This is a genomic window from Deinococcus aquatilis DSM 23025 (assembly GCF_000378445.1).
GTDB lineage: Bacteria > Deinococcota > Deinococci > Deinococcales > Deinococcaceae > Deinococcus > Deinococcus aquatilis.
On the sequence record NZ_KB899696.1, the window covers coordinates 150,508 to 171,965 of the forward strand.

The following is a 21,458-nucleotide window of genomic DNA, read 5'->3' on the forward strand; positions in this document are numbered from 1 at the left end:
ATCATCATTCACGTTGTTCTGGGCCACACGTGTCATGCCCGGAAGCATAGCGGGCGCGGGGGCCGGGGGTCAATGCGGGGGCTAGGCAGGCGGGGGCAGGCCATCACACGCGGCGGGCCATCCACAGCAAATAATGCACCCGTTTGGCATAGCCGCCCTCTGGATGGGTCAACGCGGCGGCGTGTTGCCTCAGGAGAGCCTGATGTTCGGGCTGGCGCACGTCTGGCATGCCGGGAGTCCGGTTCAAAAATCCGGCGAGATCGGGCAAAGTTGGAAACCGCAACGTGTCGTCTATTCCCTCAAAGTGCAGGATTTCTAGGGCGCTTTGCTGCAAGCTTTCGGCGTACCGCACAGTCTGCGAAGCGTCCGACAACGGATGCAGGCCCAGAAGCAGCCCCCCTCTGCAAACGAATTCAGGCACGACCAGACCAATATTCGGGCCGCGCCGGGAGTAGGCCAGATCAAAGGTTTCTGGTTGTAGTGGCGTTTCCTGGCGGGCATGACCCAACACAAACGCCACATTGGAAAGGCCCGCCTGAGCCGCATTGTGCCGGGCGTGGGCCAACAATCCCGCCGAGTAATCGAGGCCCGTTATCTGCCGCGCTGTGTGCGCCACATGAACCGTAAACTGACCGTCTCCACAACCACAATCCAATACCCGCTGACCTGCTGCTTTCTCCAACACCAGGGCATCGAATTGTGCCTGAGCATCCGGGCCTTCAATCCACTGGTTCCAAGTTTGCGTATAGCCGTTGGGCCTCCGAGCGAGGTCATCGCTCCAGGCCCGCCCTGCACTCTGGTTGTCGGTCATCTGGCCTCCGGACCTACAGCGTACTCGGCTGAAAAACAGTGTTTACCTCTGAATTACAAACCGTCCAGACGGTATGCTACTTTGGGCCAGAGGTGATCTGCTTGACCCGTACCCGCAACCCGGAACTGACCCGCATTACCCTGCTAGACGCTGCCGCCGCTGTTCTCAGAGACCTGGGGGCGGCCCTGTCGCTGGACGCTGTGGCTAAAGAAGCGGGCGTCAGCAAGGGCGGGTTGCTGCATCATTTTCCCTCGCGGGAGGCGCTGCTGAACGCACTGGCGCTGCGGCTCCTGGAGCAGTTCCGGGGGCGGGTGGCAGCGGCGCTGGACGCCGAGACGACGGTTCACGGCCAGCAGCCAGGAGCGTGGGCACGGGCCTACATTGCCGTCAGCTTTGATCCCAGCGCTGAAGAAGACGCTATTTACGCAGTGATGCAGACGTTGGCCCTACAACCGGATGTGCTGGCCGCATGGAAGGCCACCGAAGCAGAGATGATCGCTGCCGCCGAAGCCGATGGGCTGCCGTTGGGCCGCGCCCACGCGATTCGGCTGGCCTGCGACGGCCTATGCCTGAGCCATATGTCTGCCGCTGACCTGCCTGCCGTGCGCGAGGAGTTGACCCGGTGGACACGCTGAAGCCGGACACGCCGACACCCGGTCCACAGCACCCCGACCCCGGCCCCGGCTGGCAACGGCGCTTCTGGGCCATTTTTGGTGGGCAGGCACTCAGTCTGATCGGCTCGGCCCTGACTCAGTTCGTGCTGCTGTGGTGGATCACCGATACCACTGGCAGCGCCTCGGCTCTGGCAACGGCGGGTATGGCTGCGCTGCTGCCTCAGGCCCTGCTGGGGCCACTGGGCGGCACTTTTGCAGACCGTTACAGCCGCCGCCTGATCATGATCGTGGCCGATACCATCAGCGCCCTGTGCATGTTGGTGCTGATCTTTCTGTTTGCCAGCGGACGCATAGAGCTGTGGCACGTCTACACCATGATGTTTGTTCGCAGCAGTATGCAGGCGTTTCAGGGGCCAGCGTCGGCAGCCAGCAGCTCCATGCTGGTGCCGAGCGATTTTTTACCGCGTGCAGCGGGCCTCAATCAGTCTCTGATGGGCATCATGACGGTGGCCGCTGCCCCGCTGGGCGCACTTGCCATCAGCGTGATGCCGCTTCAGGGCGCACTCCTCATAGATGTCTTCACTGCCCTCCTGGGTATCGTGCCGCTGCTGATCTACCGCATTCCGCAGATTCGCACGCCCAAAGATCAGCGCCTGGGCGTCTGGAAGGAATTCCGCGAGGGCGTATCGCTGGTGTGGGAACATCCGGGATTGCGCCGCCTGTACGCGCTGCTGGCTGTGGTGGTGCTGGCGATCATGCCCACATTTACCCTGACGCCCCTATTGGTCAAGGAATATTTTGGCGGCGGTGCGGGTCAGGTCGCCCTGATGGAAGGACTGTCGGGCGTGGGCATGATCGCGGGCGGGTTACTGGTGGCGGCCCTGAACCCCAAGCGCCGTATTGCCACCGTGCTGATCGCATTTGCCCTGTCTTGCCTTACGGTGGCGCTGACGGCTCTCGCCCCCGCCAACGCCTTCTGGCTGGCTGTGGTGTGGTGGGTGGTCAGCGGCGCAACCTTCGTATACGGCAACGCCCCCATGACTGCCGCCCTGCAAACCATTATTCCCAACCAGTTGCAGGGCCGTGCCCTGTCGCTGCTGTCTACGGTCATGGGTCTCGCCGCGCCTGTGGGCCTCGCGCTGGTGGGGCCGCTCGGAGCCGCTCTCGGGGTGCGCTGGGTCTTTGTGGTGGCGGGCGTGCTGGCAACCCTGGCCAGCCTCGCCGGATTCCTCTCGCCCGCACTGATGCGGCTGGAAAGTACGCCCCCCCAGTCGAGCAGTGGAGCAGGCCGTGGCGAGGTGGTAGGCGGAGATGACTGACCGATGAACCCCGCCCGCCGCTATCCTGCCTCCATGACCATCCACCCGGAGTTTCAACCCGAACTGGACACCGCTGTCAGGCTGGCGCAGGAGGCAGGAGCGCTGTTGATGTCGCACCTCGCACGCGGCGTCACCGTGGAACACAAAACCTCGGCAGAAGACACGGTGACGGCGGCAGACCGCGAAGCCTCCGCCCTGATCGTGGCGGGCCTGAAGGCGGCCTTTCCCGGCGATGGCCTGCTCAGCGAGGAAGAAACCGACAGCCCCGAAAACAGGGCCGAGCGCCTGGGGCGGGCGCGGGTGTGGATCATCGACCCCATAGACGGCACCAACGATTTTATCAAAGGCAGCGCTGATTTCAGCGTCAGCATCGGCCTCGCGGTGGGCGGCGAGCCTATGCTGGGCGTGGTGTTCGCACCTGCATCGGGCGAATTTTTTGCGGGCGTGGTGGGCGCGGGCGTGACCAAAAACGGCGAGGCTTCCAGCTCCAGCCGCATTACGCCCCCGTTCGTCGTGGCGATTTCAGGCACGGAATACAAGCGGGAACTGCACCTGCACGACCTTCCCGGCATGAAACCCAGCGGCAGTATCGCCCTCAAACTGGCCCGGATTGCGGCGGGCGAGGCAGACGCGACCTTTACCATGTCGCCGCGCAGTGAGTGGGACATCGCGGCGGGGCATGCGCTGCTACGGGCATCGGGGGGCGACCTGCTGCGGCGCGACGGCCTGCCCATCCGATACAACCAGGAGCGGCCACACATCGAGCAGGGCATTGTCGGAGGGCAACCCGAAGCCCTGACGTGGCTGACGGCAGAACTGGCGGCCCGCGCCCTGCCCACCGCACATCTGGGCCTCAATGAATCGGCGCTCGCGTGGGCCACCCTGAGCGAAACAGACCAGACAGCGCTGGCCGGACATCCGGGGGTCAGTGTGCGGCACGCAGGCGGGCAGACCCTGGCGCTGCTGGTGGTCGATCCCGTCACGCGCACCGTGGAGCGGGCCGAGGGCGACGCCTTTCACCTCTCGCGCCTGACGCGGGATGTGGTGCGGGCGCTGGGGCCACTGAACGAGCCGCAAGCGGGCTAGACTACCGATCATGCCAGAGCAAGACCGACCGGAGCAGGAAGCTCACGCCAGCAGGCGCGTGACGCTGCGGCCCCTGCTGGACTTTGGCGCGGCGGAATGGCGCACGCTGCACGGCTTTTTTAGAGACCGCGAGCTGGCCGACTGGAACGATGCCAAACCCATCAAAATGCCCGAATGGTTGTTCCGGCGCGTGATGCAGGACGAAGAAAAAACCGGCGAACGCGCAGGCTTCGGCGTGCTGAACGAACGCGGCGAGCTGATCGGCAGCGCGGAACTCTACGATATGAGGCCCCACCCACCCAGCATTCCCACGGTGGCGACTCTGGGCGTGATGATCGGCGTGCAGGCGCTGTGGGGTCAGGGGTACGGGCGGGAAGCCGTGGCGGCCCTGCTGCGCTGGGCTTTCGAGGAACGCCCCCTTCCGCTCTCTCGGGTCCGCCTGACCACCTTCGGGCACAATCGCCGCGCTCAGCGTGCTTTTTTGGCCTGCGGCTTCCGCGAGGTAGGCCGTACCGAGCGTCCGGGCCGTACAGATGTGCATATGGAAATTACCCGAACAGAATGGCTGAATTTTTCGGCAACGTCTCCCCTCTGACCGCTCTCTTCTGAACCGCTCTCTTCTCCTTCCGAGGTTTTCCCATGCGCGTCCTGCTGCCCGACCTGCCCGCCTTCCGCGCCCTTGCCCTTCACGATGAACACGGCGTACCGGGCATAGACCTTGATTTTTATTCCACTGCCCAGGTGCCGGATGGCCCTGCCGACGGCGTGGTGCTGTGGATGACCGGCCCACACACCCGCGCCCGCCTGCTGGCGACACCGGGGCTGAAGTGGGTGCTGACCCTCACGGCAGGCATCGAGCATGTGCAGGCGCATCTGCCGGAAGGGGTGCAGCTCTATAACGCCAACCGCCTGCATGACCGGGCCGTCGCCGTGCACGCGGTGGCCGGAATGTTGGCCGCCGTGCGCGGTTTCCACCGGTTCCGGGATGCTCAGGCCCGCCGCGACTGGGCCTCCCCTGCCCTGCCCGACCACTCTGGCCTGACCACTTTGGATGACCTGAAGGTGGTGATCTGGGGCCACGGCCACATCGGGCGGATTCTGGAAGGCATGTTGGAACCGTTCGGCGCACAGGTCACGGGCATTCGCAGCACCACACCGCCACAAGAGCGGGACGCCGCGCTGGCCGAAGCCGATTGGGTGGTCTTGCTGCTGCCCAGCACCCCCGAAACACGCGGCCTCGTGAATGCCGACCTGCTGGCCCGCCTGAAACCGGGGGCTTGGATCAACAATCTGGGGCGCGGCAACCTGATTGTCACGGATGACCTGCTGGCTGCCCTGCAATCCGGGCCTCTGGGCGGCGCGGTGCTGGACGTGACCGACCCGGAACCGCTGCCCAGAGACCATCCGCTGTGGGGGCAGCCCAACCTGATTCTGACCCCGCACATCGCCAGCACCACCGAAGACCTCGTGCCACGCGGCGCACGCCTGACCCGAGACTTTTTGCTGGACATGCTGAACGGGCGCGAACCGGAAGGCAAAGTCACGGCGGGGCGGCGGTATTAGGGGAAAGGAGAGCAACACCCCCTCAAATCGTCCCCGCCCAAGTCCGTGTGAGGCCGTCGTCCGCGCAGCGGGCGGGCCAATTCCAAAGTCAAGACGACGGGCAATTCCGCTTCAGATGAGCGAGTCAGCCAAGCTTGAAAACGACAAGATCACTCCTGCCGAGTGCAACGGAAACTCCCCTGACCCCTTTGGGGGCGGGGGCTGGGGGGTGGGGGAAAACCGTGGCAGCAACCACACAAGCCCAGTCTCTCCCGCCTAACCCCGCTCAGGCAGGCAGCACCGGCAGCACCCGCGTATGGTCGGCAATCAGACCGCCACCCAGCAACCGGGAACCGTCGTACAGCACGGCGCTCTGGCCCGGAGCAACTGCGAACTGAGGCTCGGCAAAGCGCAACTCGAAGCCATTTTCGTCGGCCCGAAGAACGGTGGCCCGCACAGGCCTGGTGCGGTAGCGCACCTGAACATCGATCTCCGTGGGCAGATCGGCCAAGTCCAGCAAATAATTGGGCGTTTCGGCTTTGAGGTCAGACCACAGGCAGTCCTCGTAATCGCCCACCCACACGGTATTGGTGGCCGGGTCAAGGTGAACGATGTGGCGCACCCGGTGAGACTGGTACAGGCCCATGCCCTTCTTCTGGCCCAGCGTATAAAACTGCGTACCCAGATGATCCCCGACCACCTCGCCGCTGCTGATTTCGCGGATGAATCCGGTGGCCTGCGGAATGTGTTCGGCCACGAAGTCCTGCACCTTGCCGGGCACAAAGCAGATGTTCTGGCTTTCGGGCTTGCGGGCCGTCAGCAGGCCACGTTCCTCGGCAATCTCGCGCACGCGGGGTTTTTCCAGCTCTCCCACCGGAAACAGAATGAACGGCAGGGCGTCGCGGGGCGTGCCCCACAGAAAATAGGTCTGGTCTTTGCGGGGATCGTCGCCCCGGTGAAACTGCACCTCGCCGCTTTCCAGCTCCACACGCTTCACGTAATGCCCCGTTGCCACGTAGCGGCAGCCCAGCATCTTGGCCTTCTTCACCAGTTCGTCAAATTTGACCTTGGTGTTGCAATTCACGCAGGGATTGGGCGTGCGGCCCTGCGCATATTCTTCCAAAAAGGGGCCGACGATGTGGCGCTGGAACTGCTCGCGGTAATCCAGCAGATAAAAGGGCACGCCGACCTGCTCGGCCACCCGCCGCGCTTCGTAGGCCGCATCGGGCGAGCAGCAGGTATCGAAGGTATCGACCCGTTTGTCGTCGGGCCAGAAGCGCATCATCGCGCCGACCACCGAGTATCCGGCGTCTTTGAGAAGGGCCGCCGTCACGCTGCTGTCTACGCCGCCCGACATGGCGCACAGCACGCGCTCGCCCGCAGCCGCGACGCCCGAATTGTTGCCCAGATAATTCTGCACTGGGGGAGCGTCCAGAGAAGAGGTGGGGGGGGTGGAATTTGCCGCTGCCGTCATACCGCCCTGAAGCCTAACAGGGCGCGGCGCATAGAACCGTAAGCCTACCGGGAAAGCTTGTCGCCCGCCGCCCCCCCGGTCCAGGTTTACCCCTCTGCCCCGCTCTCCTACCCACCTTCCGGCACCGTGTCTCGTTGCGGCAGCCGCCCAGCAGCGTGGACAGCCAAAAAAGCTTGCACAATCCTGGGGTCGAACTGAGTAGATGCGCCTGCTTGCAGGTGGTTCAGGGCGGCCTCTTCTGTCCAGGCCTCTTTGTAAGGGCGCACTGCCCGCAGCGCATCGTAGACATCCACGACGCTGACGATGCGCCCAGCCAGCGGAATGGCCTCGGCGCACAGGCCCGCCGGATATCCGCCGCCGTCCCAGCGCTCATGGTGGGTGCGGGCGATTTCGGCAGCCAGGGGCAAAAACGGGTGTTGTGGGCCTTCCAGGATTTCTGCGCCGATCAGGGTATGGGTTTTGATGGTGTCAAATTCTTCGGGAGTCAGGCGGCCAGTTTTGAGCAAGATGGCGTCGGGGATGGCAATTTTGCCGATGTCATGCAGGCGGGCGGCCACCTGTAAAGCCTGCACGAACTCAGGCGCTTCCCCCAGTTCCTGCGCCACACAGGCCGACGCGTCTCCGACCCAGTGGATGTGCTTGGCCGAATCATGATCGCGGTATTCGGCCACCGTCGCCAGGCGCTCCAGCGTATGCATCTGCTCGTCGTACAGGGCGTGTTCGCGCTGCTGCACGAGTTCGCTGAGGGTGTCGGCCCGCAGGCGAGCGCTCTGGCTGACCTGCTGGGCCTGCGCCACCTGAAACCGGACGGTCATTTCTTCCAGCGTCCTTCGGGCCTCGTGTTGCAGCCGGGCAAACAAAAGCTGCGTGTACAACTGCAACTGCTCCAGGGCGGTTTGAAGATCTCCGACCTGACGGGCGGCAAAACTGTATTGACTGTGCAGGCGCAACCAGATGGTGTCCTCAAAGGGAATCTTTTCGCCCAGCTTCAGCGCCTGCCCGAAATACAACTTCACGCCCGCCGCATCGTGGTGCAGCGCCGCCTCCCAACCCAGAGCCGCCAGCCAGGCTTGCTCGGCGCGGGGGCTGGATTTAAATTCAAAAGCGTCTGTCCACGCCCGCCAGTCTTCCAGCGCCTGCCTAAGCTGAAGGCGTTGCTGGAGACTGGGTTCGACCAATTCCAGCAGCCGCACATGGGTATGCAACTGGCGTTGCTGAAAGCCCAGATTATCGGTCACGGGCGCAAAATCAAGGAGGCGGTTTAGAAATTGAATGCCCTGTTCGGCATACTGCCACACCTCTGCTTCGTGCCCGCGCAGCAACGCCTGTTGTGCCAGATACAACGAACCCACCGCGCACGTGAGAACGCCATAGGAGGAAACCTTTTGGCCCTCCAACGGACAGATGCCCGTCAAGTCCAGGGCCAGAATCTCTTTGCCCAATTCCAGCATTCGTTCTGGACGATGAAATTCATTGAAGCTGATGCTGGAGTTATACAGCGCGTAGCCCAGTTCGGCGGCGTCGAGTTGCTGGGCCAGTGCACAGGCCTGAGCGTGCTGATCTGCCGACTGCGCCAGAAAACCCAGGCGCAAAAACGCGATGCCCAAGATGCCGTGAATTCGCCGCAACTCACGAGGCTCGGCAAACTGGCGGCCCAGGCGCACCACTTCTTCGGCGTACTCGACCAGCCAGAGATTCATTCCAAGCAAGCCCGCCGATGGAACCTGCTGAGACAGAGCCGACCACTTTGCTGCTTCGTCCCCTGTTCGCCGCGCCTCGTGATAGGCCAACTGGGCCAATTGAAACGAGCTTTCCGGCTGCCGCTTTCTCAGCTCTACGGCCAGATCAATCAGCGGTGTGGTGAGCCCAACAGCAGAAGCGTACGGAGGCGTGTCTTTGCACATTTGAATCAGATCCCCGATTGACTTTGCCTACCCAGTTGAATGCATCTTCATTAAATATTTATTCTGCTGAACTTACTATTCCACAGTGACTTACTGTTCCGGTATCCCCCATTGGCCGATACTGAGCACAGAATCGAGGTCCCTATACTCTCTGAGGTGAGTGTACTGGGCAGTGGGCTTCACTGACCGATTGGTCACCTATATCCGAGTGAACAGAATGGCAAAGAACACCACGACCTCACCGAAATTCATCAATCTCTGATGGGTCGTTCGGAGCATTGCTTTAGGCAGAGTGCGTATTAGACTGGGGAGCTGTGAGCCTCCTCTCTCCTGCCCCTGCTGCCCCAGCCACCGAGCATCTTGACCGCGCCGCCGCCGAATTTGGAACGCCGCTGTACGTGTACGACGCTGCCGAGCTGGACGCCGCGCTGGGGCGGGTGCGCTCGGCATTTGGCACGGCGCGGGTGTACTACGCCATGAAAGCCAATCCCAACCTGACCCTGCTACGGCGCTTGCACGGGGCGGGCGTGGGCTTTGAATGCGTCAGCGCGGGCGAGATTGCGCGGGCCGAGCGAGTGGGCGCGGGCGGGGAAAGCCTCTTGGTCAACGGCCCCGCCAAAAGTGACGCCGAGTACGCGGCGGGCGCAAGACTGGGAGCCACCTTTATCGTAGACCGGGCCGAGGAGGTGGGCTTACTCCCGCCCCACTCGCGGGCACTGGTGCGGGTGAATCCGGCGTTAGAGATCAGCACGCACGACCACCTTGCCACGGGCGCGGCAAGCAGCAAATTCGGCGTGACCCTGGCGCAGGCCCCGGCGGTGCTGCAAGCCCTGCGGGATGCGGGTCACACGGCACTGGGGCTGCACGTCCATATCGGCAGCGCCATCCGCGACGCGCAGGATTTTACGGCGGCCTTTGCGCGGCTGGCCGACCTGAGGGCCGAAACTGGCCCGCTGGCCGTGCTGGATGCAGGCGGCGGCTGGGGCCTGAATGCCGACCTGCCCGGTATTGCGCGGGAAGCGTGGGCGGTGGCTACCGTTTTTGGCGCGGAACTGTGGGTCGAACCGGGCCGCTACCTGACCGCACAGGCCGGAACGCTGCTGACACGGGTGGTGGGCACCAAGCAAACAGGGCGTAATTTCGTGCTGGTAGACGCGGGCATGACCGAGCTTCTGCGGCCCATGCTGTACGGCGCAGAGCATCCGGTGTCGGCACTATGGGAGGGCGAACACAGCGGCACCTGGGACATCGCTGGGCCAGCCTGCGAAAGCGGCGACCTGCTGGCGCGGGATGTGGCTCTGCCCACCCCAAAACGCGGCGACCTGCTGGCGATCCATGAAGCCGGAGCCTACGGCGCGGGCATGAGCAGCAATTACCTGACCCGTTCACGCCCCGCCGAGGTGCTGTGGGAGGGCGGCGAGTGGAAGCTGATGCGGCGGCGCGAAACGCCCAAAGAGGTCTGGGCAGCGGAGGAACTGGAGTAAAAGGCGTCTGATCGGGGATAAAGATGACTCGTAGGGGCAACCCCCCCATTGCTCTGCAATGCCCCCCTTGAGGAGAGGAGAAAAGACCACACCACCGCCACCCCAAATCGTCCCCGCCCACATCCGTGTGAGGCCGTCATGCGTGCAACGCGCGGGCCAATTCCAGCTTGGAATTTATGGGCGATTCCGCTTCAGGTGAGCAATTTAGTCAGGTCTGAATACGACAAGATCACTCCTGCCGAGCGCAGCGACCACTCCCCTGACCCCTTTGGGGGCGGGGGCTGGGGGGTGGGGGAGAACTTGGAAGCAGGCCAATAAGTCGGCATTATTGATTCTTAACTAGGGTGGCAACACCTTGAAAGCTGGGCATAACCCCCCCGTTGCTAACGCAACGCCCCCCCTTGAGGGGAGGACAAGGGCTGAAGCTGCCCTGCTCGGCCCCACCCCGCTATGATGCCCCTGTGACCGCCCCGCATTCGACGATGCCCCTGCCCGACACCACACGCGCCCGAATTCAGACCGAGGCAGCGCGGCTGTTTGTGGCGAGCGGCTACCACGGCGTCAGCATGCGCGAGGTGGCCGAAGCGGTGGGCGTGACCAAGCCCGCGCTATACCACCACTACGCCGACAAGGAAGCCCTGTTTCTGGCGATGCTGGACGGCACACTGGCAGGTCTGGCGCGGCTGGTGGCCCACGCGGGCGAGCAGGTCGGTATCCGGGCACAACTGGAAGTGTTGGTGGGCGATCTGGTCGCCAGTGCCCCGGCCCAGCGCGTGGGCCTGCAACTGGCCGGGGAGCTGCGGCATGTGTCACCCGAGCGCCGCGCCGCCTTCGAGGGCGAATACCGCCGGGTGTGGATGGGCGGCTTGACCGCGCTGATCGAAACGGCGGCGGCACGCGGCGAACTCCGGGCTGATCTGCCCCCAGCCGTGCTGACGCGGGCGCTGCTGGCGCTGACCTATCCGCTGGTTACGGGTGCGCCGCCCGCCGATCCGCAGGGCACGGCGCGGGCGCTGCTGGCCGTATATCTGGATGGGGCAGCGAGACACTGAGGAGCACCGGCTCTGTACAGGCACTGGGCCTAAACACTGCCTGCCAAAAATATTCCCGCCGAGGGGCACAGGTCGCGCAGCACGCATTCTCCGCACAGGGGGCGCTGTGCGCGGCAGGTTTCGCGCCCATGCCGGATGGCCGACACATGAAAGCCGTAGCGAGAAGGCCAGTCGCGGGGCAGGACTTCATCGAACCAGCGTTCGACCTTGATGGCGTTCCAGCGGGCAGGCACCCACTCCAGCCGCGCCGCGATCCGGCCGATGTGCGTGTCCACGGGCATGGCAGGCCGCGCCATATCGAACAGCAGCACACACGACGCCGTTTTCATGCCCACTCCCGGCAATGATTCCAGCAGGGCGCGGGCTTCGGCATCGTTCAGGTCGTGCGTGTCTTGCAGGCTCAGCGTTCCCCGCGTTTCTTCCAGTCTGTACAGCACGTTGTAGATGTAATCGGCCTTGACCCGCGCCAGCCCGCCGCCCGCGCCGCGCAGTACGCCCTCTATTCCGTCTGGGCCATCGGCCAGCGCTGCTTCCCACTGCGGATAGCTGACCTTGAGGGCCGCGAATTGCCGACGGGAAATGATGCTCGTATTTTGCTGAGACAGGATGGTGCCGATCAGGGCGTCCAGGGGTTCGGGGCTGCGGTTCGGCGCGGGCAGGGTGGGCAGATAACGCTCCCGCAGCCGCGTCGTCACCTCCTGAAGATCGGCGGGCGGGGGCTGCTGCTCGGTGAGGGTGGGTTTGGGCAGGCGAGCGGGGAGCGGCATAGACGGAACGGCGGGCGGCACGGTTCAGGGTAGGAGTCTGTCTCCGCCCAAACTGTGCCGCCCGCCGCCTTCAGCTCAGCGAGATTTAGGCTGCCGTGCCGCGCCGCGCCTGCAACACCTTGATAGCAATCGGGATAATGGAGACCACCAACACCACGCCCACGATCAGCAGAATGTAACGGTCAAGATTGGGAATCAGGCGGCCCAGATAGTAGGCCAGCGCAGGCACGCCGACACCCCACAGCACCGCTCCGATCACGTTATACACGGTAAACACGGCAATCGGCATCCGGCTCACTCCGGCCAGCGTGGGCACGAAGGTTCGCACGATGGGCACGAACCGGGCGACCACCACGGCCAACCGCCCGTACTGATTGAAGTAGCCTTCCGCCTGCTGCACGTATTCGGGCTTAAAAAACTTTGCTCGCTCGTTGCGAAATACGGCGGGGCCGAACCTCTGACCGATGTAATATCCGGCGGTATTGCCCAGAATGGCCCCGGCCACCACCGCCGCCATCACGCCGCCCAAATGCAGATCACCGCTGGCCGCCACCAATCCAGCCGCGATCAGCAGACTGTCGCCGGGCAGGAAAAACCCCAGCAGCAGACCGGTTTCGGCAAAGACGATGGCAAAAATGCCCAGATAGGAGGCAGAGAGAATGGCGGCAGTGAAATCATGCATACGCGCAGGCTATCCCCTCAGGAGGTGAGGCACGTCATCCGGAAGGCAGACCTCCACTTGGTTAAGCCTCAGCGGGCGCGAACCTTGCTGATGTTGCCTGCCGCGTCAATGGCCTGTACATCGGCGTAGATACCGGTGGTTTCGGCATAGAACTGGACGCTGGGGCCGGGCGTGATATTCAGGCGGTTGCCGTCCACGATGACCTGCACCACGCGGGTATTGTCGGTGGCGACCCCCGACACGCGCACGATATTGCCCGACTTTTCTACCTGCGTGACTTTGATGACCGGATTCACGGCATCCACGCTGATCGGCAGCACCAGCGTGCTTTCGTTGCCCGCCGCGTCTGTGGCCTTGATGGTGTACTGGCCTTTGCTGCCCTGCACCAACGTCTTGAACTGGAAGTTGGCAATTTTACGGCTGCTGGACGGAATAGCGATGGCCTTGCCGTCCACGGTGAGCCGGGTCACGCCCACATCGTCGAGAGCGTAGCCCTGCACCGTAAAACTGCGCTGGCGACTGACTCCGCCGCCGTCCGGGCTGCTGATCACGATACGGGGCTTGAAGGTATCCACCGTGCGGGCACAACTGCTCAGTGACATGCCCAGCGCCGCAGGAAGGGCAGAGGCAATCAGCAGGCGGGCGGCAAGGGAACGCATGAACGCGAGTATACCGGGGCGGGGGCAGCTCTGAGGGTCTAAAGGTCTAGGATCTCAGGAAAGGCCAGAGCTGCGCCGACCTCAATGCGAGTGGGCGCAGGACTACGGAACGACGGGTGCCAACCCTTCCCCCAAACAGGCCAAAGGCCCAAGCAAGGGCGGATGTGCCTTTGCTTGGGCCTTTGGACCCTTAGACCCCCTTCAGGCGAAAGTAGGCCGCCGCCCCAGCGCCCGCAGGCGCAACATGCTCGCCACAAACACGGCGGCGCTGAGCAGCGTGACCAACATCAGCGTAATAAAGGGGGCCTGTGCGCCGAGGCTGGGTTTCAGGAAGGCGAAGGTGAGGGGCAGCACGAATCCGCCGAGGCCGCCCAGCAAGCCCACCAAGCCGCCGACGACACCCATATCGCCGGGAAACCACTGGGCCACCAGCGTATAGGTGCTGGCCTTGCCCACGCCCATGCCCACGCCCACCACCGTGGTCAGCAGCAAAAACAGATTCAGGGGCAGTTCGTGCGTGAGGGGCAGCAGGCCCAGCGCCATCACGGCAAAACTGGCGATGGTGATGCCGCGTGGGCCAAAGCGGTCACTGAGATAGCCGCCGAGGGGCCGCAGCAGGCTGGCTGGAAAGATAAACAGCGCCGTGAGCAGGCCCGCCTGCGCCAGTGGCAGATCGTAGTGGTCTACGTAGTATTTGGGCAAGAACAGACTCAGGGCCACGTAGGCTCCGAAAAACACCACGTAATACAGCCCGAACCGCCAGACCTGTGCATTGCCCAGAGGCCGCATCCAGTCAGCGAGGGTGCGAACCGGGCGCACCGCAGCATCGGCGGGCGTAAAGCGGGCCGTGAGGGCGGCAATCAGCACCAGCAACAGGGCGAACACGAACGGGACGAAATGCCAGCCGCCCGGAATCAGCAGGCCCGCCGGAATCAGGGTGATCAGCAGCGGGGCAAGCAGTTTGGTGATGCTGGCCCCCGCATTGCCCGCACCGAAGGTGCCCAGCGCCAGCCCGCGCCGAGAAACCGCCACCCATTGGGCAATCCAGGCGTTGCCCACCGCAAAACTGACCCCCGCGAGGCCCACGCCGAGGGCCAGAGCCAGCAGCGTGTTGTAACTGTTGGCGAAGGCCAGCGCCAGCGCAAACACCGCCGTCAGCAGCGTGACGCCCAGAAAGACCTTCTTGCCGCCGATCCGGTCTGCCATCAGGCCAGCGGGCAGGCGCAGCAGCGAACCCGTCAGCACCGGAATGGCCGTCAGCAGCGTGAACTGCGCGTCGGTGAGGCCCAGCGTTTTGCGGATCGGCAGGCCCACGATGGCGAACATGACCCACACGGCAAACATCAGCGTAAATCCGGCGGTGCTCCACGCCACCACGCGGCGGGCATCAGGGCTGAGGGGCAAGGCTGGGGCAGAAGAGCTGGGAGTGGATGTCATCGCAAACCTCGCAAAAAAGACAGAAGAGGAGGAACACGGCGCGGGGGCGCAGTGTGGGGCGGCCAATGGATTGAAAGCAGCGGTCAGCGCATCACAGGTTGACCCACCCCCCGCACAGTTGAGCTGGCAACAGCAAAAGCCGGATGCAGGGTCACGGACGTGGCCTTGAATGCGGGCATCCCCGAATGTGGGTCAAGCGTATGAGGGTCGGTCAGCAGGTTGGCGGTTTCGGGCCAGTGGAAGGGCAGGAACACCGTATCGGGCCGAATGCCGGGGGTGATGGATACGGGCAGGGTGGTGCTGCCATGCGCGGTCTTGAGGGTCACAGGGTCGCCCGCCTTCAGGCCGTATTCGCGGGCCGTGTCGGGGTGCATCTGGGCGGTGTTTTCGGCCCGCAGGCCAGCGTTCCGGCGGGTCTGGGTGCCGCTCTGGTACTGGTTGCTGAGGCGTCCGGTAGTCAGGGTCAGGGCCAGATGTGGGGTGTGGGGCACGGCCACGAAGGCAGGCAGCGCGGGCACCTGCAGGGTCGCCAGCCCATCGGCGGTGGGGTAGGTGGGCGCGTAGGCGTAGGGCGTATCGGGGCCAGCGGCGTGGGGCACGGGCCACTGGGCACTGGCGCGGTCAAGGCGTTCGGCACTCAGACCGCTGTAATCGGCCTTTCCGCCGCGTGTGGCCCGGAAAAATTCGTCTTGCAGTTCCCGGAAATCGGTGTATTCAAACCCTCTCGGGCGGCCCACGGCGTGCGCGAGGTCGCACAGGATGCGCCAGTCTTCGCGGGCGGCCCCCGGCGCGGTGATGGCTTTGCGGCGGCGCTGCACCCGGCCCTCCAGGTTGGTGGTCGTGCCCTCTTCCTCGCACCACATGGAACCGGGCAGCACCAAGGTTGCCAACTGCGCCGTCTCGCTGGGCAAAAAATCAATGACAATCAGGTGTTTCAGCGCCCGCAGACGCTCGGCCACAAATCCGGCCCCCGCCGCGCTGACCACCGGATTCGACCCCAGCACGATCAGGGCTTCTATCTCGGTGCCGCAGGCGTTCAGAAGTTCCTGTGCGCTTTTTCCGGGTTGGGGCAGATCGGCGGCAGTGCAACCCCACAGCGCAGCGATTTCGGCGCGGTGGCGGGGGTCGCGCAGGCTACGTGCGCCTGGCAACTGGTCGGTTTTCTGGCCGTGTTCGCGCCCGCCCTGACCGTTGCCCTGCCCCGTCAGCGTGCCGTAGCCGCCGCCGGGTTTGCCAAAATGCCCGGTCAGAAAGGCCAGATTCAGCAGCGCGTGTACCGTGTCGGTGCCGTGGGCGTGCTGCTCCGCGCCGCGTCCGGTCAGGATCAGGGGCTTGGTGGCCTGGGCGTAGGCATGGGCCAGCGCCATAAATTCGCTCTCGGGAATACCGCATTCGTGGGCCACGCGGGCGGGCGGGTAATCGTCGGCCTGCCACAGCACCCCGGTCAGGCCGTGTGCGGTGGCGGTGGGCCGGATTCTTCCCCACTGCTTCATCAGGTTCAGCAGGCCCAGCGCCAATACGCCGTCGCTGCCGGGGCGAATCCCCAGATGTTTGCCCGCGACTTTGGCGGTGGTGGTGGCGCGGGGGTCAATGGCGTACACCAACGCTCCCCGGTCTTTGGCAGCCTTGAGGTACTGCATGATCGGCGGCAGCGTCTCGGCGATGTTCGCGCCCACCAGCAGGATCAGGTCGCTGGTACCCAGATCGGATAGAGGAAAGCCCAGCCCCCGGTCATAGCCCACCGTGCGGTTCAGGGCGGTGCTGGCCGACGCCATGCAGTAGCGCCCGTTGTAGTCGATGTTGGCGGTCTTCAGCGCAAGGCGGGCGAATTTGCCCAGCAGATAGGTCTTCTCATTGGTCAGGCTGCCGCTACCGTACACGCCCACCGCGTCCGGGTTGGTCCTCAACAGCGGCGTCAGGGCTTGGCGCACATAGGCCAGCGCCTCGGCCCAGGAAACGGGCACGAGTTGGCCGTTTTTTCGCAGCAGGGGCGTGGTCAGGCGTTCGGGGTGGCGCAGATCGCTGAGGGCCGCCAGCCCTTTTTTACAGACTGTGCCGTGCGCCACCGGACACTCTCTGGTGGGCGTGATTTTGACGGGCAGGTTGTTCTCGATGTGCAGATCGAAGTTGCACTGCACCGCGCAGTAGGGACAGGTAGTACGCACCAGCCGGGGCACGGCGGGCGGCACCAGACCAACGGCAGAGGGAATCGGCGCAGACATCGCCTCACCTTGCGGGCTGCTGGAGAACATGTCAAGGCCAAATTTGCAGAGTGAAATGTTTTTTCGAAACGTAAAACAAGATTCGTCTAAAGTGCGGTGTTACCGACTCAGTAAATTTGCAGTTTGTTCGTAAATCTATTGACAACCGGAATGGAATCGGTCCCAATAGGAAGCAGAGAGGGTTTGGCAGAGCAGTGAGCCTACCCTCACCCGGCCTCGCTTGCTTTTCCCAGTTGTTGAGATCCAGTCCACGCTTTGAGATGCAGTCCCGCTTTGAGATTCAGAAGAGGTTCCTTGATGTTCCAACCCAACCGTTTTGCCGTGTCTCCAGTGTTGCCACAGGTCGTCGTCGTGGGCAGCGGGATGGTCAGCCACCGTTTTGTAGAGCAGCTCCGCGCACAGGCCGACGCCGCTTGCCTGCGCGTCACCGTGGTCAGCGAGGAATCCCGGCTGGCCTATGACCGCGTGCATCTCAGCAGCCACTTTGACCAACCGCGCCCCGATCTGGCGCTGGCGACGCCTGCCGGGTACGCCGAACTGGGCGTGGACGTGGTCTTTGGCCGCGCCACCAGCATCAACCGCACGGCCCGCACGCTGCAAGTGGGCGACACCGAACTGAGTTATGACGTGCTGGTACTGGCAACGGGCAGCTTTCCTTTCGTGCCGCCCCTGCCCGGAAAGGACGCGGCGGGCTGCTTCGTCTACCGCACGCTGGACGATCTGGATGCCATCCGCGCTGCCGCAGAAGCCTTACCGACCTCCGCAACGGGCGTGGTCGTCGGCGGCGGCCTGCTGGGGCTGGAAGCGGCGGGCGCACTGGGCAAACTGGGCCTGAAGACGCATGTGGTGGAATTCGCGCCCCAGCTCATGCCCGCGCAACTGGACGCCGAGGGCGGCGGAGCGCTGCGCCGCAAGATCGAGGGCATGGGCATCGGCGTCCATACGGGCAAGGCCACCTCTGAAGTGCAGGTGGACGGCGCGGGCCGCGTGACCGGGCTGGCCTTTGCCGACGGTTCCAGCCTGCCCGCTGATCTGGTGGTGTTTTCGGCAGGCATCCGCCCCCGCGACGAGCTGGCCCGCAGCAGCGGCCTCAGCGTGGGCGAGCGCGGCGGGATTGCCATCGATGACCGCTGCGTGACTTCCGACCCGGCGGTATACGCGGTGGGCGAATGTGCGCTGCACGATGGGCGCGTGTATGGGCTGGTGGCTCCCGGCTACAGCATGGCGAAGGTGGCCGCCGCCAGCCTCCTGACCGATCTGGGCCTGAATCCGGCCTCTGAAGCCCGCTTCACGGGGGCCGACCTGTCCACCAAACTGAAACTGCTGGGCGTAGAGGTGGGCAGTTTTGGCGACGCCAGGGGCGCGACCCCCGGCGCACGCACGGTCAGCCTGAGCGACAATGTCCGCAACACCTACAGCAAACTGGTGCTCTCGGAAGATGGACTGCGCGTGCTGGGCGGCCTGCTGGTGGGCGATACGGCCCGCTACGGCGATCTGCTGGATCTGTCCCTGAGTGGCACGCCCCTGACCGTGCCGCCCGAAACGCTGATCGTGCCGCCCCTGCCCGGCGCAACCGAGATGCCCGCCACAGCCAACGCCCTGATCTGCTCCTGCGAAAACGTGCGCTCGGAGGCCGTGTGCAGCGCCGTCGCAGGTGGAGCGCGGGACGTGGCGAGCCTGAAAAAATGTACGGGCGCGGGCACCGGCTGCGGCGGCTGCGTGCCCCAACTGCACGGCCTGCTGCAAACCGAACTGCGGCGGCTGGGCGAAACCGTGTCCAACCACCTGTGCGAGCATTACCCGCACTCGCGTCAGGAACTGTTCGGCCTGATCCGGGTCAAGGGCTGGCAGAGTTGGGATGAGGTGCTGGAGGCGCACGGCAGCGGCTCGGGCTGCGAGGTCTGTAAACCTGCCGTCGCCAGCATTCTGGCGAGCCTGCACAACGACTATGTTCTGAAGCCGCAGCATGCACCCCTTCAGGACACCAACGACGCCTTCCTTGCCAACATCCAGAAAAACGGCACCTACTCCGTGATGCCGCGCATTCCCGGCGGCGAGGTGACGCCAGAAGGATTGATCGCCATAGGTGAGGTGGCCCGCAAATTCGGCCTGTACTGCAAGATCACGGGCGGGCAGCGCATCGACCTGCTGGGCGCACAGCGCGACGACCTGCCCGCCATCTGGACAGACCTGATCGCGGCAGGCTTCGAGAGTGGGCACGCCTACGGCAAGAGCCTGAGAACCGTCAAAAGCTGCGTGGGACAGACGTGGTGCCGCTACGGGGTGCAGGATTCCACCAGTCTTGCCATCCGGCTGGAGTTGCGTTACCGAGGCCTGAGGAGTCCGCACAAACTCAAATCGGGCGTGTCGGGCTGCACCCGCGAATGTGCCGAGGCCCGCAGCAAGGACTTTGGACTGATCGCCACCGAGAAGGGCTGGAATCTGTATGTGGGCGGCAACGGCGGAGTCACGCCCAAGCACGCGCTGCTGCTGGCCGAGGGCCTGTCCGAAGACGCGCTGATCACGCTGCTCGACCGCTTTCTGATGTTCTACGTGCGAACCGCTGACCGACTGCAACGCACCAGCACCTGGCTGGAGAACCTCGAAGGCGGGCTGGAATACCTGCGGGCCGTGATCATGGACGACACGCTGGGCATCTGCGCCGATCTGGACGCGGCCATGCAGCACCACATCGGCACCTACGAAGACGAATGGGCCGCCGCCCTCAGCGATACGGCGGGGCTGGCCCGTTTCCGCACCTTTATCAACAGCGACGCCCGCGACAACGCCATCGAGTGGGTGGATGAACGGGGGCAGATCCGGCCCGCACCCCTCCAACCCGCGCTGCTGCATGGGCTGGTGCCGCTGCCGATGGCGGGCGGGGACGACTGAGGGTATGGGGAATAGAAACAGCAAAACCCTGACCTTCGCCACTCAAACTCTGGATGTTCGGCCCTTAGACCTAGAGATCCTTGACCTTACTTTTGCCTCTAAAGGAGCCATCATGACTCTGACCCTTTCTTCTCCATCTACCGCCTGGGTACGCGTGTGCAAACTCGACGACATTTTGCCCGGTGCAGGCGTGTGTGCCCTCGTGGACGGCGCTCAGGTGGCCGTGTTCCGCGTGACCTACCGGGGCGCGGACCGGATTTTTGCGGTGGGCAACCACGACCCCTACACCAGCGCCAACGTGCTGTCGCGGGGGCTGACCGGCAGTTATACGGCGGTAGACGGCCTGCGCTTCAAGGTGGCCTCGCCGCTGCTGAAGCACGCCTTTGACCTCGAAACGGGTGTCAGTCTGGACGACCCGGCCCTGCGCCTGCCTGTCTACGCGGCCCGCGCCAAAGGGGGTGACGTATGGATTGGTTTGGCGGTTTAAGAATTCTGAGCCTGGAATCCCGGCGATCCGAGGAAATGGCAACGCTGATCGGCAAATACGGCGGCGTGGCGATGGTGGCTCCCAGCATGCGCGAGCAGAAGCTGGATCTCAGCGCCCACCTCGCCCAGTTCGAGGCGGGGCTGGCGGCCGGAGATATTCACGCCGTGGCCTGCATGACCGGGGTGGGCAGCAAACTGTTCCTGCGTGACCTAGCCGCCCGTGATCCCAGACATCTGGAGACGTTGCAGGGCGTGCAGATGGTGGCACGCGGCACCAAGCCGATGCAGGCGCTGAAAACCTTTGGCCTCACGGGGGTCGGGGTGCCCAAGCCCTGTACGTGGCACGAGGTTCAGGATCACCTGATCGGTACGCTTGCTCCCGGCCAGCACGCTGTGATTCTGGAATACGGCGATGCCACGCCCCCCGCCATGCTGCATACGCTGAAACATGCGGGCATACGCGTGACCAGCATTCCGGTGTATCGCTGCGCCTTTCCTGCCGATACCGCGCCGCTGGCCCACGCCATCCGCGATACCGTGCTGGGCGGTCAGGACATCCTGCTGCTGTCCAGCGGCACACAGGTCTTGCATCTGATGAAATTTGCGGCCCGCATGAACCTCGAAGCCGAACTCCGCGACGCCATTCACCGGATGGTGGTGGTCAGTATTGGCCCCGCGTGCAGCGAAAGCGCCGCCGAACTGGGGCTGCGAATTGATCTGGAAGCCAACCCCCACAAGATGGGCATTCTGGTTCGCACCGCCGCAGAACACGGCCCCGCACTGCTGCGTGGGCGACTGGGTAAGGTGGGGTAGGACATTGCGGGCAAACCGGAGCAACAAGCCCTTGTCCTCCCCTTGACTGGTACAGCCCGAAGGGAGGGGCATTGCGTCAGCAATGGGGGGTTCGCCTTCCAAGCCAGATCACGCTTCCGCCCAAACCCGCCAGTCTGCTCCGCAGCCAGCCCCCCTTAAAGGGGAGCGTTGCGCCAGCAACGGGGGGTTCACCTCTCACTTCAATATTCCCCGC

18 protein-coding genes are annotated in these 21,458 nt (G+C 64.2%); 10 read left to right on the top strand and 8 right to left on the bottom strand.

What is annotated here, in order from left to right; genetic code table 11:
• Positions 1-103 precede the first annotated feature (103 nt).
• On the bottom strand, positions 104-811 hold the full coding sequence (locus F561_RS0101995) for a class I SAM-dependent methyltransferase (RefSeq protein ID WP_019008263.1): 708 nt from the start codon (positions 809-811) through the stop codon (positions 104-106).
• Between the two features lie 92 nt (positions 812-903).
• Here F561_RS0101995 and F561_RS0102000 point away from each other — a divergent pair, with 92 nt between their 5' ends.
• From F561_RS0102000 to F561_RS0102020, 5 genes are read left to right on the top strand one after another with little or no spacing between them, the layout of a single operon-like run.
• Complete coding sequence (locus tag F561_RS0102000; RefSeq protein WP_425386909.1) at positions 904-1,446, top strand: TetR/AcrR family transcriptional regulator; 543 nt, start codon at positions 904-906, stop codon at positions 1,444-1,446.
• Complete coding sequence (locus tag F561_RS0102005; RefSeq protein WP_019008265.1) at positions 1,434-2,744, top strand: MFS transporter; 1,311 nt, start codon at positions 1,434-1,436, stop codon at positions 2,742-2,744. Before F561_RS0102000 ends, F561_RS0102005 begins: the two co-directional genes overlap by 13 nt.
• Before the next feature lie 33 nt (positions 2,745-2,777).
• Entirely contained in the window at positions 2,778-3,830 is a 1,053-nt protein-coding gene (locus F561_RS0102010; RefSeq protein ID WP_040379562.1) for a 3'(2'),5'-bisphosphate nucleotidase CysQ family protein, read from the top strand.
• Between the two features lie 10 nt (positions 3,831-3,840).
• Positions 3,841-4,425, top strand: a complete 585-nt coding sequence (locus F561_RS0102015) for a GNAT family N-acetyltransferase (protein WP_019008267.1) — start codon at positions 3,841-3,843, stop codon at positions 4,423-4,425.
• A gap of 44 nt (positions 4,426-4,469) precedes the next feature.
• Entirely contained in the window at positions 4,470-5,393 is a 924-nt protein-coding gene (locus F561_RS0102020; protein ID WP_019008268.1) for an NAD(P)-dependent oxidoreductase, read from the top strand.
• A gap of 265 nt (positions 5,394-5,658) precedes the next feature.
• Here the strand turns inward: F561_RS0102020 and mnmA are convergent, their stop codons facing one another.
• Both mnmA and F561_RS26980 read right to left on the bottom strand, forming a co-directional pair.
• Positions 5,659-6,846: a tRNA 2-thiouridine(34) synthase MnmA gene (gene mnmA, locus F561_RS0102025; protein ID WP_019008269.1), complete on the bottom strand. Its 1,188-nt coding sequence runs from the start codon at positions 6,844-6,846 to the stop codon at positions 5,659-5,661.
• A gap of 107 nt (positions 6,847-6,953) precedes the next feature.
• Positions 6,954-8,546 (bottom strand): HD-GYP domain-containing protein, encoded by a 1,593-nt coding sequence (locus F561_RS26980; protein WP_211214788.1) that lies wholly within the window; start codon positions 8,544-8,546, stop codon positions 6,954-6,956.
• Between the two features lie 518 nt (positions 8,547-9,064).
• Here F561_RS26980 and lysA point away from each other — a divergent pair.
• Both lysA and F561_RS0102040 read left to right on the top strand, forming a co-directional pair.
• On the top strand, positions 9,065-10,234 hold the full coding sequence (lysA, locus tag F561_RS0102035) for a diaminopimelate decarboxylase (protein WP_019008271.1): 1,170 nt from the start codon (positions 9,065-9,067) through the stop codon (positions 10,232-10,234).
• 482 nt (positions 10,235-10,716) lie between these two features.
• A complete protein-coding gene (locus F561_RS0102040; RefSeq protein ID WP_019008272.1) occupies positions 10,717-11,286 on the top strand; it encodes a TetR/AcrR family transcriptional regulator in 570 nt (189 codons plus the stop codon).
• A gap of 29 nt (positions 11,287-11,315) precedes the next feature.
• Here the strand turns inward: F561_RS0102040 and F561_RS0102045 are convergent, their stop codons facing one another.
• From F561_RS0102045 to F561_RS0102065, 5 genes are all read right to left on the bottom strand, one after another.
• Positions 11,316-12,074, bottom strand: coding sequence for an endonuclease III domain-containing protein (locus tag F561_RS0102045; RefSeq protein WP_245556405.1), 759 nt, complete (start codon positions 12,072-12,074; stop codon positions 11,316-11,318).
• 64 nt (positions 12,075-12,138) lie between these two features.
• Positions 12,139-12,735, bottom strand: coding sequence for a DedA family protein (locus F561_RS0102050; RefSeq protein WP_019008274.1), 597 nt, complete (start codon positions 12,733-12,735; stop codon positions 12,139-12,141).
• Positions 12,736-12,803: 68 nt separating this feature from the next.
• On the bottom strand, positions 12,804-13,394 hold the full coding sequence (locus tag F561_RS0102055; RefSeq protein WP_019008275.1) for a hypothetical protein: 591 nt from the start codon (positions 13,392-13,394) through the stop codon (positions 12,804-12,806).
• A 201-nt stretch (positions 13,395-13,595) separates the two neighbouring features.
• Complete coding sequence (locus F561_RS0102060) at positions 13,596-14,831, bottom strand: MFS transporter (RefSeq protein ID WP_026298534.1); 1,236 nt, start codon at positions 14,829-14,831, stop codon at positions 13,596-13,598.
• 83 nt (positions 14,832-14,914) lie between these two features.
• The gene (locus F561_RS0102065) at positions 14,915-17,053 is read right to left on the bottom strand and encodes a molybdopterin oxidoreductase family protein (protein WP_019008277.1); all 2,139 of its coding nucleotides are present in this window, start codon (positions 17,051-17,053) and stop codon (positions 14,915-14,917) included.
• A 297-nt stretch (positions 17,054-17,350) separates the two neighbouring features.
• On the opposite strand from F561_RS0102065, the gene nirB reads away from it, so the two are divergent.
• From nirB to F561_RS0102080, 3 genes are all read left to right on the top strand, one after another.
• A complete protein-coding gene (gene nirB, locus F561_RS0102070; protein WP_019008278.1) occupies positions 17,351-19,945 on the top strand; it encodes a nitrite reductase large subunit NirB in 2,595 nt (864 codons plus the stop codon).
• A gap of 112 nt (positions 19,946-20,057) precedes the next feature.
• Complete coding sequence (gene nirD / locus F561_RS0102075; protein ID WP_019008279.1) at positions 20,058-20,432, top strand: nitrite reductase small subunit NirD; 375 nt, start codon at positions 20,058-20,060, stop codon at positions 20,430-20,432.
• The gene (locus tag F561_RS0102080) at positions 20,411-21,244 is read left to right on the top strand and encodes a uroporphyrinogen-III synthase (RefSeq protein ID WP_026298536.1); all 834 of its coding nucleotides are present in this window, start codon (positions 20,411-20,413) and stop codon (positions 21,242-21,244) included. Before nirD ends, F561_RS0102080 begins: the two co-directional genes overlap by 22 nt.
• The last annotated feature ends 214 nt before the right edge of the window (positions 21,245-21,458 follow it).